Source organism: Pseudomonas anuradhapurensis, assembly GCF_014269225.2.
In the GTDB taxonomy this organism is placed as follows: domain Bacteria; phylum Pseudomonadota; class Gammaproteobacteria; order Pseudomonadales; family Pseudomonadaceae; genus Aquipseudomonas; species Aquipseudomonas anuradhapurensis.
Window position 1 is genome coordinate 3,354,799 of the sequence record NZ_CP077097.1, and the last position, 15,882, is coordinate 3,370,680.

Consider the following 15,882-nt stretch of genomic DNA (forward strand, 5'->3'; position numbering starts at 1 on the left):
GACTTTACACAGGCCCTGTGAGAGCGGGCGGGCCGGCGAATCAGGCGCCGCAGTGCAGGGCACCGGCTTTGCCGGTGTTCGCGGGCGCGCCCGCTCCCACAGGTTTACCGCAGCTTTTCGATACGCCAGATCCCGAATGGCAGGTGCCAGGGTTCGATACGCATGAACTGGGTCTTGCCATACCAGGACCAGCGGTGGCCGTTCATCAGGTCCTCGCCATGGGTCTCGGCGTTGTCATCCAGCCCCAGCTCCCACAATGGCAGCTCGAAGTGCGCCTCCTGGGCATTGTGCGGATCGAGGCTGATGGCGATCAGGATGTAGTTGTCGCGCTCGGGCGTGCGCTTGGCGAAGTACAGGATGTTGTCGTTCCAGCAGTTGAAGAACGTTACGCCCAGGTGGGTTTGCAGCGCCGGGTTCTGCCGGCGGATGCGGTTGAGCTGGGCGATCTCGGCGATGATGTTGCCCGGCTGGGTGTAATCGCGCGGGCGAATCTCGTACTTCTCCGAGTCCAGGTATTCCTCCTTGCCCGGCAAGGCCGCCGCCTCGCACAGCTCGAAGCCCGAATACATGCCCCACAAGCCCGAGCCCATGGTCGCCAGGGCGGCGCGGATGAGAAAGCCGGCGCGCCCGGAATGCTGCAGGAAGAACGGGTTGATGTCCGGCGTGTTGACGAAGAAGTTGGGCCGGTAGCACTGGCTCCAGGGCGGCTGGTTGAGCTGTTCGAAGTACTCGCGCAGCTCTTGCTTGGTATTGCGCCAGGTGAAATAGGTGTAGCTCTGCGCGTAGCCGACCTTGCCCAGGCGCGCCATCATCGCCGGCTTGGTGAACGCCTCGGCGAGGAAGATCACGTCCGGGTAGTGGCTGCGCACATTGGCGATCAGCCATTGCCAGAACGGCAGTGGCTTGGTGTGCGGGTTATCGACGCGGAAGGTCTTCACCCCCTCCTCGACCCAGCCGATGATCACGTCGCGCAAGGCCAGCCACAGGCCTGGCACCGCATCGGGGGCATAGAAGTCGACGTTGACGATGTCCTGGTACTTCTTCGGCGGGTTCTCGGCGTAGCGGATGCTGCCATCCAAGCGCCAGCTGAACCAGCCAGGGTGCTGCTGCAGCCACGGGTGGTCCTGGGAGCACTGGATGGCGAAGTCCAAGGCGATTTCCAGGCCGTGCTGGGCGGCTGCCGAGACCAGCCGGCGAAAGTCCTCACGGCTGCCCAGCTGCGGGTGAATGGCGTCGTGGCCGCCTTCCGGACTGCCAATGGCATACGGGCTGCCGGGGTCGCCGGGCTGCGCCTGCAGGGAATTGTTGCGGCCCTTGCGGTGCTTGGTGCCAATCGGGTGGATGGGCGGGAAATACAGCACATCGAAGCCCATGTCGCGGATCATCGGCAAGCGCTGATGCACGTCGTTGAAGGTGCCGTGGCGCTCGGGGCGGTCAGTGCAGGAACGCGGGAACAGCTCGTACCAGCTGGCGAACTGCGCGGCCGGGCGATCCACATCCAACGGGTACTCGATGCTGCGGGTGAGGTAGCTGCGGTGTTCGGCCTCGGCCATCAGCCGGCTGGCCTCGGCGCCGAGGAACACGGCCACCTGCTCGTCTTCATCGAGGGTGGGCAGCCGGTCGGCAAGTGCCTGCAGCTGGTCGCGCAAGGCACCACCGCTCAGCTCGATGCCCTTGCCCAGCAGCAGGCGCCCTTCTTCGAGTTCGAGCCTGATGTCGACGCCGGCCTGGTACTTTTTCTCCAGGTCATGGCAATAGGTGGCAAAGGGGTCGATCCAGGCCTCGATACTGAACAGGTGCGGGCCGATTTCGGTGGGGATGAACTCGGCCAGCCACAGGTCGTTGCCCGCCGCGGTCATCGGCATGCAATGAATGCGCCGGCTGCCGGCCTGGCGCCAGTTCAGCGTCACCGCCATGCGGTCGTGGCCGTCGCTGAATACCTTGCTGCTGACCGCAACCGGCTGGTTGCTGATGGCCTTGGCTGCGAATGCGCCGCCTTCGAGCACCGGCTGGGTGTCCTCGATGACAATGCGCGGCGCCAGCAAGGCCTGGGACAGGCTGATGACCTGGTCCGGGTGGTCATTGGCCATGGGCACGCTTTCGAAGGGCTCTTTCAGAGACATCAGGCCTTGCTCCCTTGGGCTGGTGGCAGTAAGGGTTCAGAGCCATACGCAGGCGCGGGGGTTCAAAAAAATTGAGCGAACGGCAGCTGCCAGGGGTCGAAGCCTGCAGCACCTCTTCAACTACCCACGCGAGGTCAGGCCATGAACATTCCCATTCCACCGGAGACACCCGACCCCAACATCGACGATCCGAGCCTGCCGCCACCGGTGCCGGAAGAGGACCCGGACGAGCTGCCGATCAAGCCGACCGTGCCGCCGACGGTGGGTGACCCACCGAGCCAGGAGCCACCGGTGAAGGGTTAAGGGTAGACCAGGATTTTGTGCTGACAGGGCCGGCCTCTTCGCGGGCACGCCCGCTCCCACAGGTATTTCACTGCCCTGGGGCTCTGTGAAATACCTGTGGGAGCGGGCGTGCCCGCGAAGAGGCCGGAACAGCCAACCCATCAACCAGCAGTAACCGCCGATATCTCCGCCACACTGATCTCGCGCATGCGGAACTTCTGCACCTTGCCGGTCACCGTCATCGGGAACTCGTCGACGAAACGGATATGCCGCGGCACCTTGAAATGCGCGATGCGCGCCTTGCACCATGTCTGCAACTCCTCGACCGTGGCGCTGTGCCCCGGATGCAGCTTGATCCAGGCGACGATTTCCTCGCCATACCGGCTGCACGGAATGCCGATCACCTGCGCATCGGCCACCGCCGGGTGGGTGTAGAAGAACTCTTCCAACTCACGCGGGTAGATGTTCTCGCCACCGCGAATGATCATGTCCTTGTTGCGCCCGACGATGCGCACATAGCCCTGCTCGTCCATCACCGCCAGGTCGCCCGAATGCATCCAGCCGGCCGGGTCGATGGCCTCCGCCGTGGCCTGCGGGTTGTCCCAGTAGCCGAGCATCACGCTGTAGCCACGGGTGCACAGCTCGCCGATCTTCCCGCGCGGGACGATGCAGCCGTCGGCGTCCACGACCTTGTTCTCCAGTTGCGGTTGGGTACGGCCAACGCTGGTCACACGCAGCTCCAGGTCGTCGTCCGGGCCGGTCTGCAGCGATACCGGGCTGGTCTCGGTCATGCCGTAGGCAATCTGCACTTCGGCCATGTGCAGCTGGTCGATGACCCGGCGCATCACCTCGATCGGGCAGGTGGCGCCGGCCATGATGCCGCTGCGCAAGGTGGACAGGTCCACGTGTGCCCGCAACGGGTGGTCGAGCATGGCGATGAACATGGTCGGCACGCCATAGAGGATGCTGGCACGCTCCTCGGCCACGGCGCGCAGGGTGAGCTCGGCGTCGAAGGCGTCGTTGGGGTAGACCATGGTGCTGCCGTGGGTGATGCAGCCGAGGTTGGCCATGACCATGCCAAAGCAGTGGTAAAGCGGCACCGGGATCACCATGCGGTCGCGTTCGCTCAGGCCCAGGCTTGCGCCGACCATGAAACCGTTGTTGAGGATGTTGTAGTGGCTGAGCGTGGCACCCTTGGGTGCGCCGGTGGTGCCGGAGGTGTACTGGATGTTCACCGGCTGGTCGAACTGCAGGCTCTGCTGGCGCGCAACGCAAGCCTCGCGAGAGGTCTGCCCTGCCCGCTCAGCCAGCGCATGCCAGGGCAGGAAGCCTGACGGCGGGTTGGCCGCGAGGCTGATCACACCACGCAGATCCGGCAGCCGTGCACTGGCCAGTTGACCCGGTATGGCGCCAGCCAGCTCGGGTACCAGTTGCTGGACCATGGCATGGTAATCGGAGGTCTTGAACGCGTCGGCACACACCAGCCAGTGGCAGCCGGACTGGCGCAGTACATATTCAAGCTCGCCCACGCGGTAGGCCGGGTTGATATTCACCAGTATCGCGCCGACCTTGGCACTGGCCAGTTGCAGGATGCACCACTGGGCACAGTTGGGCGACCAGATGCCGACGCGGTCGCCGGTATTTACCCCCAGCGCCATCAGCGCACGGGCATGCACTTCGACCTGTTCGGCCAGCTGCCGCCAGCTGTAGCGCAGGCCCTGGTGGCGCGAGACCAGGGCTTCGCCATCGGCACAGCGGGCCACGGTGGCATCGAACGCCTGGCCGATGGTCAGGGTCAGCAGCGGTTGGTCCTGGCGACCGCGGGTATAGCTTGGTTGACTCATGGGTGTCCCTTCTTGTGGTTGTTCTGGGCACGGCTGAAGCAAGCGGGAATACTCTGGCGCAGATTTACGTTTACGTAAAGGTGACGAGTCGATTGACAGTCACCCTGCACAGGTTTACGTTAACGTAAAGGTGATGAACGACACCGGCCCCAGGCTTGACGCCGAGCCCTGTGGGAGCGGGCGTGCCCGCGAATGCGATCACTCAGGCAATGACGGTGGTCCTGCTGACGCATTGGCGGGCACGCCCGCTCCCACAGGGTTCGACGCCAGATCCTTGAGCTACTGTGTCACCCATATTTCAAGAACAACAAGGTGCCCCAGCATGCATTACCCCACCCTGAACTTCGCCCTGGGCGAAACCATCGACATGCTCCGCGACCAGGTCCGCACCTTCGTCGCCGCCGAACTGGCGCCACGCGCCGCGCAAATCGACCACGACAACCTGTTCCCCGCCGACATGTGGCGCAAGTTCGGTGACATGGGCCTGCTGGGCGTCACCGTGCCGGAAGAATACGGCGGTGCCGGCCTGGGCTACCTGGCCCACGTGGTGTCGATGGAAGAAATCAGCCGTGGCTCGGCCTCGGTGGCACTGTCCTACGGCGCCCACTCCAACCTCTGCGTCAACCAGATCAACCGCAACGGCAGCCACGCGCAGAAGCTCAAGTACCTGCCCAAGCTGATCAGCGGCGAGCACATCGGCGCCCTGGCCATGAGCGAGCCCAACGCCGGCTCCGACGTGGTGTCGATGAAGCTGCGCGCGGAAAAGCGCGGCGACCACTACGTGCTCAACGGCAGCAAGACCTGGATCACCAACGGCCCCGATGCCAACACCTACGTGATCTATGCCAAGACCGACCTGGACAAGGGCGCGCACGGCATCACCGCGTTCATCGTCGAGCGTGACTGGAAAGGCTTCAGCCGCAGCAACAAGTTCGACAAGCTGGGCATGCGCGGCTCCAACACCTGCGAGCTGTTCTTCGACGGCGTCGAGGTGCCGGAAGAAAACATCCTCGGCCAGCTCAACGGCGGCGTGCGCGTGCTGATGAGCGGCCTGGACTACGAGCGCGTGGTGCTGTCGGGCGGGCCGACCGGCATCATGCAAAGCTGCATGGACCTGGTGGTGCCGTACATCCATGACCGCAAGCAGTTCGGCCAGAGCATCGGCGAGTTCCAGCTGATCCAGGGCAAGATTGCCGACATGTATACCCAGCTCAACGCCAGCCGCGCCTACCTGTACGCCGTGGCCCAGGCCTGCGACCGTGGCGAGACCACCCGCAAGGACGCTGCCGGGGTCATCCTCTACACCGCCGAGCGCGCCACGCAGATGGCCCTGGAGGCGATCCAGATTCTTGGCGGCAACGGCTACATCAACGAATTCCCGGCAGGCCGCCTGCTGCGCGACGCCAAGCTGTACGAGATCGGTGCCGGCACCAGCGAAATCCGCCGGATGCTGATCGGCCGCGAACTGTTCAACGAAACCCGCTGAGCACAAGGGACGGGCGCACATGGCTACCTTGCACACCCAGATCAACCCGCGTTCGGCGGAGTTCGCCGGCAACCGCGCGGCCATGCTCGAACAGGTCCAGGCCCTGCGTGGCCTGCTCGCCCAAGTGGCCCAGGGCGGCGGGCCCAAGGCCCAGGAACGCCACACCTCACGCGGCAAGCTGCTGCCGCGCGAGCGCATCGACCGCCTGCTGGACCCCGGCTCGCCGTTCCTCGAGATCGGCCAGCTGGCCGCCCATGAGGTGTATGGCGAAGACGTACCGGCTGCCGGCGTGATCGCCGGCATCGGCCGCGTCGAGGGCGTGGAATGCATGATCGTGGCCAACGACGCCACGGTCAAAGGCGGTTCCTACTACCCACTGACGGTAAAGAAACACCTGCGCGCGCAGACCATCGCCCTGCAGAACCGCCTGCCGTGCATCTACCTAGTGGACTCCGGCGGCGCCAACCTGCCACGCCAGGACGAAGTGTTCCCCGACCGTGAGCATTTCGGGCGGATCTTCTTCAACCAGGCCAACATGAGTGCCCTGGGCATCCCGCAGATCGCCGTGGTCATGGGCTCGTGCACGGCCGGCGGTGCCTACGTGCCAGCCATGGCCGACGAAGCGATCATGGTGCGTCAGCAGGCCACCATCTTCCTTGCCGGCCCGCCCCTGGTGAAGGCCGCCACCGGTGAAGTGGTGAGCGCCGAAGACCTCGGCGGCGCCGATGTGCACTGCCGCACCAGCGGCGTGGCCGACCACTATGCCGACAACGACGAGCACGCCCTGGCCCTGGCCCGGCGCAGCGTGGCCAACCTCAACTGGCGCAAGCTGGGCCAGTTGCAGCGCCAGGCCCCGGTGGCACCGCTGTATGCCGCCGAGGAGCTGTATGGCGTGGTGCCGGCCGATGCCAAGCAGCCGTTCGACGTGCGTGAGGTGATCGCCCGGCTGGTCGACGGCTCGCAGTTCGATGAATTCAAGGCGCTGTTCGGCACCACCCTGGTATGCGGTTTCGCCCACCTGCACGGCTACCCGGTGGCGATCCTGGCCAACAACGGCATCCTCTTCGCCGAAGCCGCGCAGAAAGGCGCGCACTTCATCGAACTGGCCTGCCAGCGCGGCATCCCGCTGCTGTTCCTGCAGAACATCACCGGCTTCATGGTCGGCAAGAAGTACGAGGAAGGCGGCATCGCCAAGCACGGCGCCAAGCTGGTCACTGCGGTGGCCTGCGCCCAGGTGCCGAAGTTCACGGTGATCATTGGCGGCAGCTTCGGTGCCGGCAACTACGGCATGTGCGGCCGCGCCTACGACCCACGCTTCCTGTGGATGTGGCCCAACGCGCGGATTGGCGTGATGGGCGCCGAGCAGGCCGCCGGCGTGCTGGCCCAGGTCAAGCGCGAGCAGAGCGAGCGCAGTGGCCAGCCGTTCAGCGCCGAAGACGAAGCCCGGCTCAAGCAACCGATCCTCGACCAGTACGAGCATCAGGGCCACCCTTACTACTCCAGCGCCCGCCTGTGGGATGACGGCGTCATCGACCCGGCCCAGACCCGCGACGTGCTCGGCCTGGCCTTGTCGGCCGCGCTGAACGCAGCGATCGAACCGAGCCGCTTCGGCATTTTCCGGATGTGACCCATGAGCGATTTCAGCACCCTCGAAGTGATCCGCGACCCGCGCGGTTTCGCCACCCTGTGGCTGAGCCGCGAGGACAAGAACAACGCCTTCAACGCCTTGATGATCCGCGAGCTGATCGTCGCCCTCGACCAGCTGGCCGAGGACGCCAGCCTGCGCTTTGTGCTGCTGCGCGGCCGTGGCCGGCACTTCAGCGCCGGCGCCGACCTGGCCTGGATGCAGCAGTCGGCGCAACTGGACTTCAACACCAACCTGGACGACGCCCGCGAGCTGGGCGAGCTGATGTACGCCCTGCACCGCCTGAAGACGCCGACCCTGGCGGTGGTCCAAGGCGCAGCCTTTGGCGGCGCACTGGGCCTGATCAGTTGCTGCGACATGGCCATCGGTGCCGAGGACGCCCAGCTGTGCCTGTCGGAAGTGCGCATCGGCCTGGCCCCGGCAGTGATCAGCCCGTTCGTGGTCAAGGCCATCGGTGAGCGCGCCGCCCGCCGCTACGCCCTCACCGCCGAACGCTTCAGTGGTGTGCGAGCGCGCGAACTGGGCCTGCTGGCCGAGGTGTACCCGGCCAGCGAGCTGGACGCCCAGGTCGAAGCCTGGGTCGCCAACCTGCTGCAGAACAGCCCGCAGGCGCTGCGCGCCACCAAGGACCTGCTGCGCGAGGTGGACGCCGGCGAACTCAGCCCGGCCCTGCGCCGCTACTGCGAAAACACCATCGCCCGCATCCGCGTCAGCGCCGAAGGCCAGGAGGGCCTGCGCGCCTTCCTGGAAAAACGCCGCCCCGCCTGGCAAACCGATGACAAGAAGGAGCCGCGCCCATGAGCCGCCCCGCTTTGACCACCCTGCTGGTCGCCAACCGTGGCGAAATCGCCTGCCGGGTGATGCGCACCGCCAAGGCCATGGGCCTGACCACCGTTGCCGTGCACAGCGCCACCGACCGTGACGCCCGGCACAGCCGCGAAGCCGATATCCGCGTCGACCTCGGCGGCAGCAAGGCAGCCGACAGCTACCTGGTGGTCGACAAGATTCTCGCCGCCGCCAAGGCCAGCGGCGCCCAGGCCATTCACCCCGGCTATGGCTTCCTGTCGGAGAACGCGGGCTTTGCCCGTGCCATCGAACAGGCCGGGCTGATTTTCCTCGGCCCACCGGCCAGCGCCATCGATGCGATGGGCAGCAAGTCGGCGGCCAAGGCGCTGATGGAAGCCGCTGGCGTGCCGCTGGTACCGGGTTACCACGGCGAAGCCCAGGACCTCGACACCTTCCGCGCCGCCGCCGAACGCATCGGCTACCCGGTGCTGCTCAAGGCCAGCGCCGGCGGTGGTGGCAAGGGCATGAAAGTGGTCGAGGAGGAAAGCCAGCTGGCCGACGCCCTGGCCTCGGCCCAGCGCGAAGCGCAAGCGTCGTTCGGCGATGCGCGCATGCTGGTGGAAAAGTACATGCTCAAGCCGCGCCACGTGGAAATCCAGGTGTTCGCTGACCAGCACGGCAATTGCCTGTACCTCAACGAGCGTGACTGCTCGATCCAGCGCCGTCACCAGAAGGTGGTTGAAGAAGCCCCGGCACCTGGCCTGTCGCCTGAACTGCGCCGGGCCATGGGCGAAGCGGCGGTCCGCGCCGCCCAGGCGATCGGCTATGTCGGTGCCGGCACCGTCGAGTTCCTGCTCGACGCCCGTGGCGAGTTCTTCTTCATGGAGATGAACACCCGCCTGCAGGTGGAGCACCCGGTTACCGAGGCCATCACCGGGCTCGACCTGGTGGCCTGGCAGATCCGCGTAGCCTGCGGCGAGCCCCTGCCGATCACCCAGGAACAGGTGCCGCTGATCGGCCATGCCATCGAAGTGCGCCTGTATGCCGAGGACCCGGCCAACGAATTCCTGCCCGCCACTGGCACGCTGGCGCTGTACCGTGAGTCGGCGCCTGGCGAAGGCCGGCGGGTGGACAGTGGCGTCAGCGAGGGCGATGCGGTATCGCCATTCTACGACCCGATGCTGGGCAAGCTGATCGCCTGGGGCGAAGACCGCGAGCAGGCACGCCTGCGCTTGCTGGCCATGCTCGATGAATTTGCCATTGGCGGGCTGAAGACCAACATTGCCTTCCTGCGGCGCATTCTCGTGCACCCGGCATTTGCCGCGGCCGAGCTGGACACCGGCTTCATTCCGCGCCACCAGGCCATGCTGCTGCCCGCGCCGCAGGCGTTGCCAGCCGCTTTCTGGGAAGCCGCGGCCGAGGCGTGGCTGCAAGGCCAGGGCGGGCAGCAGCGGGATGACGACCGCGGTTCGCCGTGGGCCGAGCGCACTGGCCTGCGCCTGGGCCTGCCGGCACGCAGCAGCCTGCATCTGGCCAGTAATGGGCAGGATCAGGCGGTGGCCCTGGAACGCAGTACCGCGTCCGCCTGGCAACTGCTGGGCGAGCACCTGGTGCATGACCATGCAGGTGTACGCCGCCAGCATCTGGCGCTCCGCCGTGGTGGCATGCTGTACCTGCAGTGGGACGGCGAGATGCATGCGGTGCAAGCCTTCGACCCGATCGCCGAGGCCGAGGCCAGCCACAGCCATCAGGGCGGTTTGGGCGCGCCGATGAATGGCAGCATCGTGCGGGTGCTGGTAGAGCCGGGACAGCTGGTCGAAGCGGGGACGGCGCTGGTGGTGCTGGAGGCGATGAAGATGGAGCACAGCATTCGAGCGCCGCATGGCGGCACGGTACAGGCGTTGTTCTGCCAGGAAGGCGACATGGTCAGCGAAGGGACGGTCCTGGTCGAATTGGCCGAGTGACCGAGGCCGATTGGCTTGAGTCTTGTGGGGCCTATGAGATCGAGCGCCGCGCGAGCGGCGTTCGATCTGCAACGCGCCACACCAACCACGCCTGGCACCCGACAGCCCCACCAGAATCGCAAACCTTAAAACACCCCGTGCACCCGTACGACCACACCCAGAAACTCGCACCCCGCTTCACAGAGAACAGTCGGATAGCGCGTATTCAGCGGCTTGAGCATCTTGTCTCCGCCCTCCTCGATCAACTGCCGCAACACCGCCGGCCGCCCCGGCTGCCGGGCAATGACCAGCCTACCTGGCTCTGCCGGCAGGCCGGTATCCACCAGCACTCGCATACCCTCGGGCACGCTCTTGCCACTGGCGGCATTCATCGAATCGTTCTCTACCACCAGCCAGAACGCATTACCCGCAGGCATGTAGTCGCTCTGTTCGTGGCTTTTGCCTGTTTCTGGCAAGGGCCCCTGCAAGTCCGCCCAGCTCAGCACTGGGAAGCGAAAGCTTGCATAGAGCAGCGCCTTGCCTGAAGCCGGTTGGTCGGCCGCATAGCGACCAGGTGATTCGCGCACCATATCGCGCTCCACCACCATGACTTGGGCTTCAAGAAACACCAGCCCAAGTTTCTCAAGCTTTTCGTTGATGGTTTCCAACGTCGGCTGCCGTGTGCCACGCAGCCAATGACCTACGCCGCCCTGGGTCATGCCCAGGCGTTCGGCCAGCTTGAGCTGGCTGAGATTGTGTTCGCGCTTGTAGCGCTTGAGAAAAGCGTTCCAGTTTTCCATGAGCGGCAACAATACGGACTGTATTACCCGCAGCAATACACAATCTGAATTATTTCTTTGGCCATGAATAGTACAGATTGACCTATGCTGTGATTCCTGTGTGTTTGAAGGGAAATCAGAAGGTATCGCGATGAAACCACCGAAAAACGACGAAACAGATCTCGACAGCGAAGCCGCCCGCCGCGCCCTCGACTACTACCTCAACCCCAACCCGCAGCGTCCCACCCTCGACAACAGGATCTGGACGTTGCACGAGGGTGTCACCAGCGAACAGGCCCGGGAGCATGCCATCGCCCTGCTGCGCTGCGCCGCCGCCACCGCCCAGGAAACCGCCACCCACCAGCACGGCAGCCAGCGCGAACTGACCTTAGCCCTGATGCACATGATGGACATGGCCCGCGCGCTGCTGGAGCACAAACGCGCCGTGGAACCAGGCATCTAGGCAACAAAGAAGGGAGAGAACGTGATTGGCCGGGTAACGGCAAAGGCCCCGATTGCCGGGACAAGGAAGCGCACCGGTAAAACTTTTTTACCGGATAAGCGAAAAATTCATTTGACTTGCAAATGATAACGATTATTATTGCACTCAACTGATCGCGAGATCAGCTGGATAACCTGGAGCTTAGGTCGCTCTCGGATTATCTCCTCATCAGGCTAATCACGGTTTTGGACCCGGCTTTTTGCCGGGTCTTTTTTTTGGCTCTTCAGGCTAATGAAGATCGTGATGGCGCGCATGCTAGCAAAAGTGTTTCAGGGCGTGAACGCTCATTGCAGAACATTGCAAAATCAGCACTTGAGAATCAATATCGTTTAGCTTAGGCTGACAGTGCGTCACGGAAGATGCCCCCTCTCCCTCCCAGCAAGGAGCTGACCATGAGCCGCCTGCTACTGCCGCTCGAACACCCAACCCCGACTACGGGGGACGCTACCGCAGAGTCCCTGCTGCATGCCTTGCAACAGCTGCCACGGCGCGTACAGCAAGTGTTCCTGCTCAACCGCCTGGACCAGCTGGACTTCGCCGCCATCGCTGCCCGCCTCGGCCTGCCCCTGGCAAGCATCGAGCGGCACATGGACCAGGCCCTGCAAGCCGGCCGTTCGCGCCGCGACGGGCTGGCGAGTGCTGCCGGGCGATGGTATGTGCGTTTGCAGAGCCCCGAGGTGACCGCCTGCGAGCGCATCGATTTCCGTCGCTGGCTCGACGCAGACCCGGCGCACCTGCAAGCGTTTCATGACACCGAACTGCACTGGCGCAGCCTGCTGGTACCGGCACGGCAACTGGGACATGACGGCTGGTACCGGCACGGACGAGCCGCGCTGTCGCTGGGCGGCTGCTCGGTCGCGCTAGGCCTGGGCGTGGCGGCGCTGCTGCTGCTCGGTATTTGCGCCTGATCAACCCTCAGCTATGCGGTCAGTTTCCGCCATGCATGCAAGCAGTAGCCACCCGCACAGACTGGCGCCCAGGAAAAAAAGCCCCAGGCTCATCGGCAGCGCGCTTTCGACACCGGCCACAAGACTGCCAGCCAAACCACCACCTGCGAACAGCAATGTCGTATTGAGCGACGCTGCCGCACCGGCCTGGTGTGGGTAACGCGCCAAGGCTTGGGTCGTCGCAGCAGGACGCACCAGTGTTGTCCCCGTCGTGCAGATGATCATCGGTAGAACAAGGCCTGTCACCGTCAGTCCCGCTAGCTGCTCCCAAACCAAAAGTGTGATGCCCCCGGCAGCTATGAGCAGGAATCCCGTCTTGATCTGAACCTGCGGAGTTACTCGATTGTTCAAATAGGTCGCGGCTGCTCCGCCAGCGATATATGCAAGCCCATAGGCGATAAATACCACCGAGAATTGATATGGCGTCAGCCCCAGGCTGTCCATCAACGCCAATGGCGCGACAACGATGAAGGAAAAATGGCAGGCAAAAGCGAGACTGGACAGCAGGGAGTGCGCAAGATAGGTCGTATCACGCAGCATGACCCAGTAGCTGCGCATGCCCGACCTACGGCCTCTCAATGCAGGCGTGTCCTGCAGCAATGCATATGACAGGGATGAAACGATCACGGCTATGAAAGCGAATACCGTAAAGCTGCCCTTCCAGCCAAAGGATTGTTGGAGAAAAGCGCCTGCGACCGGTGACAACGAGATGAATAGCCCACTTGCGCTGGTCAGCAGGATACGCATGGCATTGCGCTGTCTACCACTGTACAGATCTTGCACGAGCGCCTGGCCCAGCACGAAACTCCCGCAGCCCAGGGCCTGCAGCAAACGGAACGCCATGAACGTCTCATAGCGGGTTGAAAGTACACAACCCACTGCGCCTGCAATGGACACTGCCAACCCAGCGAGCAACAACCGCTTGCGCCCCGTGCCATCCGACAATGGCCCGATCACGATTTGCGCCACGGCGACACCAAACGCAAAGAAGCTCACCGAGTAGGCTATCTGTTGCGGCTCGACGTGAAACTCGTCTGCGAGCGCCGGGAATGATGGCAGGATCACATCCAGAGGGAATACGCCTAACAGACACAACAGGATCAACAGGGCCGAGCACAGAAAACTATTGAGCGATTCGGAGGGCCGATTCACGCTACTAACCCCGCTTTTCTGAATTGCAATAAATAGCCCTCATCATCCAGCAAATCAGTCCGTTCAATCGCTCGAAGCGTGGGCCCAGAAACTTCAAGCATCCGAGCAGACCAACTCGACTCCAAATAAACGACAACTTCATTTCCGATTACTGGCCGACCTTTAAAAAGCGTCTGCAAGAAAGAAATATCAGGCCTACAGAATACCGCGAGCACCTCAAGCAGTACTTGAACTACATAATTCCTCTCGCACCTGGAGATTTTCCGCCACAGCTGAACAAAGCATTCAGAAAAGAAAACCGCATGACGCCCTTCATCATGTAGGTGATCAATAAACATATGTGCCACAGGATCTACAAGTGAGTCGCGAGACAACTTTAACAGCTCGCAAGCAATCAAAGCCTCTGAGACAAATACAATACAAAATCGGGTTAGACACCTAAACCCTAAGGACTTTTCTCTAAAATACGATCCAACCCCACAATGCGAGTAGATTTAGCTCGCACCAGATCAAAATGCTTTGACACTTGATCTGCAATATCCCGTGAAAATAAAGCGTGATAGCCTTCATCAGCATACAACTTCAAAGCAATACGCCGCTCTCCATCCTCAAAGTACTTCTTTAAACCACCAATTACAATGCACTGCACAGCTTCGTTGACATGCGCTATCTCTAGCTCAGTCGTGTAATCCATAAAACACACTAAATGATACACATGCAAAATCCTCAACTCTTGCTTTGAAAGAGCTCTTACTGAGTCATGAGCTAGCACAGGACTGAGCGCAGCAGGAAACCACAAGCCAGGATCACATCGAGCAAAGTCCGCCTCTGAAAATTTATACACATAAGGCCGCGAGCGCACAGCGCTAGTCAGGTGCCAGCCTCTAAACATAGTAATACTACGATCAGTTCCTTTCCTCATGCACACACCCCATTGTAAACTCACTTAAGTAGAGATTTTAGGCAGTTCGGGATAGCGGAACCATCGCTATAACCACAGCCAACAAAAAAAATCACCTGCTCATCAGAATTTTCAAGATGTAGCAATGATTCAATGGAGGATTCATTCAACGCACCAGTTAGCCATGTATTCATCCCACGGGCAGTTGCCGCTAGTTGGAACGTCTGCGCCACATGACCAACCTCTATCAATGCCATCCGATAGGCGCGGGAATGCTCGTACTTCCACCACAATTTATCGAATCTGGATGTTAGAAACAGCCCCACTGGTATATCGTTCGCGAAATGCTGTCCTGAAGGCAAGGCGCCGAGTTTCGGTACCAATTGACTACGCCAATGCACCTGATGAAGATGAGGGTCGTAATAATATATTCCTGGCTCTAAGCTTCGACATTAGCCACATATACATAACCTTCTGTAGCATTTAAGCCACCTGCTGATGGACTGCTACGCCGCTTGGAGAACTGCTCCACTCCTCCTTGTTGATTAGAAAGTTCCCGCCTTTCAACAAAGCCCAGTGTACGATGCAAGATCTTCCCTAGCTCAGCTATTGAAATCGGTAACTGATGGAAAGCTCTTGCTGTTGCGCGGCGTGCAAGCACCTCATCGAATTCATCAGCAGCGCAAAAACCAGGTAACTGGATACCACCCCCAACGCCCCGAAAGCTCTCAACAGGAGAAGTTTTACCCAATACATCATTACAGTGTTCTAAGTATTGAACAGCCCACTCATGCTCGCTGGCAGGCTGGTTTTCCGGAACTATATCTTTAGTACCAATATGAAAAATCCTAGACAGCACATCCCAACCCCAATCACTCTCGCCCCTGGGAGAGTCCAACATAACCTTGCAACGTTTAAAATCCTCAACCACAGTATCACTTGAATCACTGCAACCCTGATCATAAATTAGTGAAATCAACCGATGAGCATGCTCCGCCGACAACTGATACTGCTTGTGCCTTTTGAAATCCCAGCAAATCAGAGCATTATCTACGGCAATAAAAAAGCAGTCGCTACTTATCATACCCCCTCCTTTAGCCAAAGCGCAGGCCGGCACTGCGCTTTAGCACTTATCGGCTAAGGCTTATTTAGCCGTTTTAACCAGAAGAGCCAAATTTGCCAATTTTGCGGATTCCATCTTGATAGCTTTCATATTCGATTCCCCATTAAATGCCGCGAAATTGCGACACGCCTGATAATAGCGGCATCTTGAAGATGTACAAGCCGAAGCAGGCAGCGAAACTTCCGAAGGCATTGTAGGATTTTTTACCGGCACACTTGCGGACGACGCGTCTAATTCGCCTGCAGAGTATCTGGAACGCGCCAAACAAGCTATTAGGCCGCAGCTTCGCTCGGCTCATCTCAGCTGATAAAAACAATTTAGTCTCAGGTCTAGACCAGGAAATCAGATTTATTGAGGACCAAAGGACTG

15 protein-coding genes are annotated in these 15,882 nt (G+C 61.5%); 7 read left to right on the forward strand and 8 right to left on the reverse strand.

Annotated elements, in window-relative coordinates; translation table 11 throughout:
* Positions 1–104: 104 nt before the first annotated feature.
* Positions 105–2,123, reverse strand: coding sequence for an alpha-1,4-glucan--maltose-1-phosphate maltosyltransferase (locus tag HU763_RS15615; protein ID WP_186686927.1), 2,019 nt, complete (start codon positions 2,121–2,123; stop codon positions 105–107).
* Positions 2,124–2,264: 141 nt separating this feature from the next.
* On the opposite strand from HU763_RS15615, the gene HU763_RS15620 reads away from it, so the two are divergent.
* The gene (locus tag HU763_RS15620; protein ID WP_170030651.1) at positions 2,265–2,426 is read left to right on the forward strand and encodes a hypothetical protein; all 162 of its coding nucleotides are present in this window, start codon (positions 2,265–2,267) and stop codon (positions 2,424–2,426) included.
* A 140-nt stretch (positions 2,427–2,566) separates the two neighbouring features.
* Here the strand turns inward: HU763_RS15620 and HU763_RS15625 are convergent, their stop codons facing one another.
* Complete coding sequence (locus tag HU763_RS15625; RefSeq protein ID WP_186686924.1) at positions 2,567–4,249, reverse strand: AMP-binding protein; 1,683 nt, start codon at positions 4,247–4,249, stop codon at positions 2,567–2,569.
* Positions 4,250–4,571: 322 nt separating this feature from the next.
* On the opposite strand from HU763_RS15625, the gene HU763_RS15630 reads away from it, so the two are divergent.
* From HU763_RS15630 to HU763_RS15645, 4 genes are read left to right on the forward strand one after another with little or no spacing between them, the layout of a single operon-like run.
* The gene (locus tag HU763_RS15630; RefSeq protein WP_186686922.1) at positions 4,572–5,735 is read left to right on the forward strand and encodes an isovaleryl-CoA dehydrogenase; all 1,164 of its coding nucleotides are present in this window, start codon (positions 4,572–4,574) and stop codon (positions 5,733–5,735) included.
* Positions 5,736–5,754: 19 nt separating this feature from the next.
* Positions 5,755–7,362, forward strand: a complete 1,608-nt coding sequence (locus HU763_RS15635; protein ID WP_186686920.1) for a carboxyl transferase domain-containing protein — start codon at positions 5,755–5,757, stop codon at positions 7,360–7,362.
* 3 nt (positions 7,363–7,365) lie between these two features.
* Positions 7,366–8,181, forward strand: a complete 816-nt coding sequence (locus tag HU763_RS15640) for a gamma-carboxygeranoyl-CoA hydratase (RefSeq protein ID WP_186686919.1) — start codon at positions 7,366–7,368, stop codon at positions 8,179–8,181.
* Positions 8,178–10,130 (forward strand): acetyl/propionyl/methylcrotonyl-CoA carboxylase subunit alpha, encoded by a 1,953-nt coding sequence (locus HU763_RS15645; protein WP_186686918.1) that lies wholly within the window; start codon positions 8,178–8,180, stop codon positions 10,128–10,130. The genes HU763_RS15640 and HU763_RS15645 overlap by 4 nt, the downstream gene beginning before the upstream one ends.
* 125 nt (positions 10,131–10,255) lie before the next feature.
* Here the strand turns inward: HU763_RS15645 and HU763_RS15650 are convergent, their stop codons facing one another.
* Complete coding sequence (locus HU763_RS15650; protein ID WP_170030662.1) at positions 10,256–10,909, reverse strand: LexA family protein; 654 nt, start codon at positions 10,907–10,909, stop codon at positions 10,256–10,258.
* A 130-nt stretch (positions 10,910–11,039) separates the two neighbouring features.
* On the opposite strand from HU763_RS15650, the gene HU763_RS15655 reads away from it, so the two are divergent.
* Positions 11,040–11,351: a DUF6124 family protein gene (locus HU763_RS15655; RefSeq protein WP_170030663.1), complete on the forward strand. Its 312-nt coding sequence runs from the start codon at positions 11,040–11,042 to the stop codon at positions 11,349–11,351.
* A gap of 431 nt (positions 11,352–11,782) precedes the next feature.
* Positions 11,783–12,298 (forward strand): DUF4880 domain-containing protein, encoded by a 516-nt coding sequence (locus HU763_RS15660; protein ID WP_186686917.1) that lies wholly within the window; start codon positions 11,783–11,785, stop codon positions 12,296–12,298.
* Here the strand turns inward: HU763_RS15660 and HU763_RS15665 are convergent, their stop codons facing one another.
* From HU763_RS15665 to HU763_RS15685, 5 genes are read right to left on the reverse strand one after another with little or no spacing between them, the layout of a single operon-like run.
* Positions 12,299–13,489: a Bcr/CflA family efflux MFS transporter gene (locus HU763_RS15665; RefSeq protein ID WP_186686916.1), complete on the reverse strand. Its 1,191-nt coding sequence runs from the start codon at positions 13,487–13,489 to the stop codon at positions 12,299–12,301.
* Positions 13,486–13,983 carry a diiron oxygenase gene (locus HU763_RS25100; RefSeq protein ID WP_225931974.1) on the reverse strand — a complete coding sequence of 166 codons (498 nt, stop codon included), beginning with the start codon at positions 13,981–13,983 and terminating at the stop codon, positions 13,486–13,488. Before HU763_RS25100 ends, HU763_RS15665 begins: the two co-directional genes overlap by 4 nt.
* Positions 13,935–14,411 carry a ferritin family protein gene (locus HU763_RS15675; RefSeq protein ID WP_186686914.1) on the reverse strand — a complete coding sequence of 159 codons (477 nt, stop codon included), beginning with the start codon at positions 14,409–14,411 and terminating at the stop codon, positions 13,935–13,937. The genes HU763_RS25100 and HU763_RS15675 overlap by 49 nt, the downstream gene beginning before the upstream one ends.
* 20 nt (positions 14,412–14,431) lie before the next feature.
* On the reverse strand, positions 14,432–14,773 hold the full coding sequence (locus tag HU763_RS15680) for a nitroreductase family protein (protein WP_217884012.1): 342 nt from the start codon (positions 14,771–14,773) through the stop codon (positions 14,432–14,434).
* 56 nt (positions 14,774–14,829) lie between these two features.
* Complete coding sequence (locus HU763_RS15685; RefSeq protein WP_186686910.1) at positions 14,830–15,474, reverse strand: nitroreductase family protein; 645 nt, start codon at positions 15,472–15,474, stop codon at positions 14,830–14,832.
* Positions 15,475–15,882 lie beyond the last annotated feature (408 nt).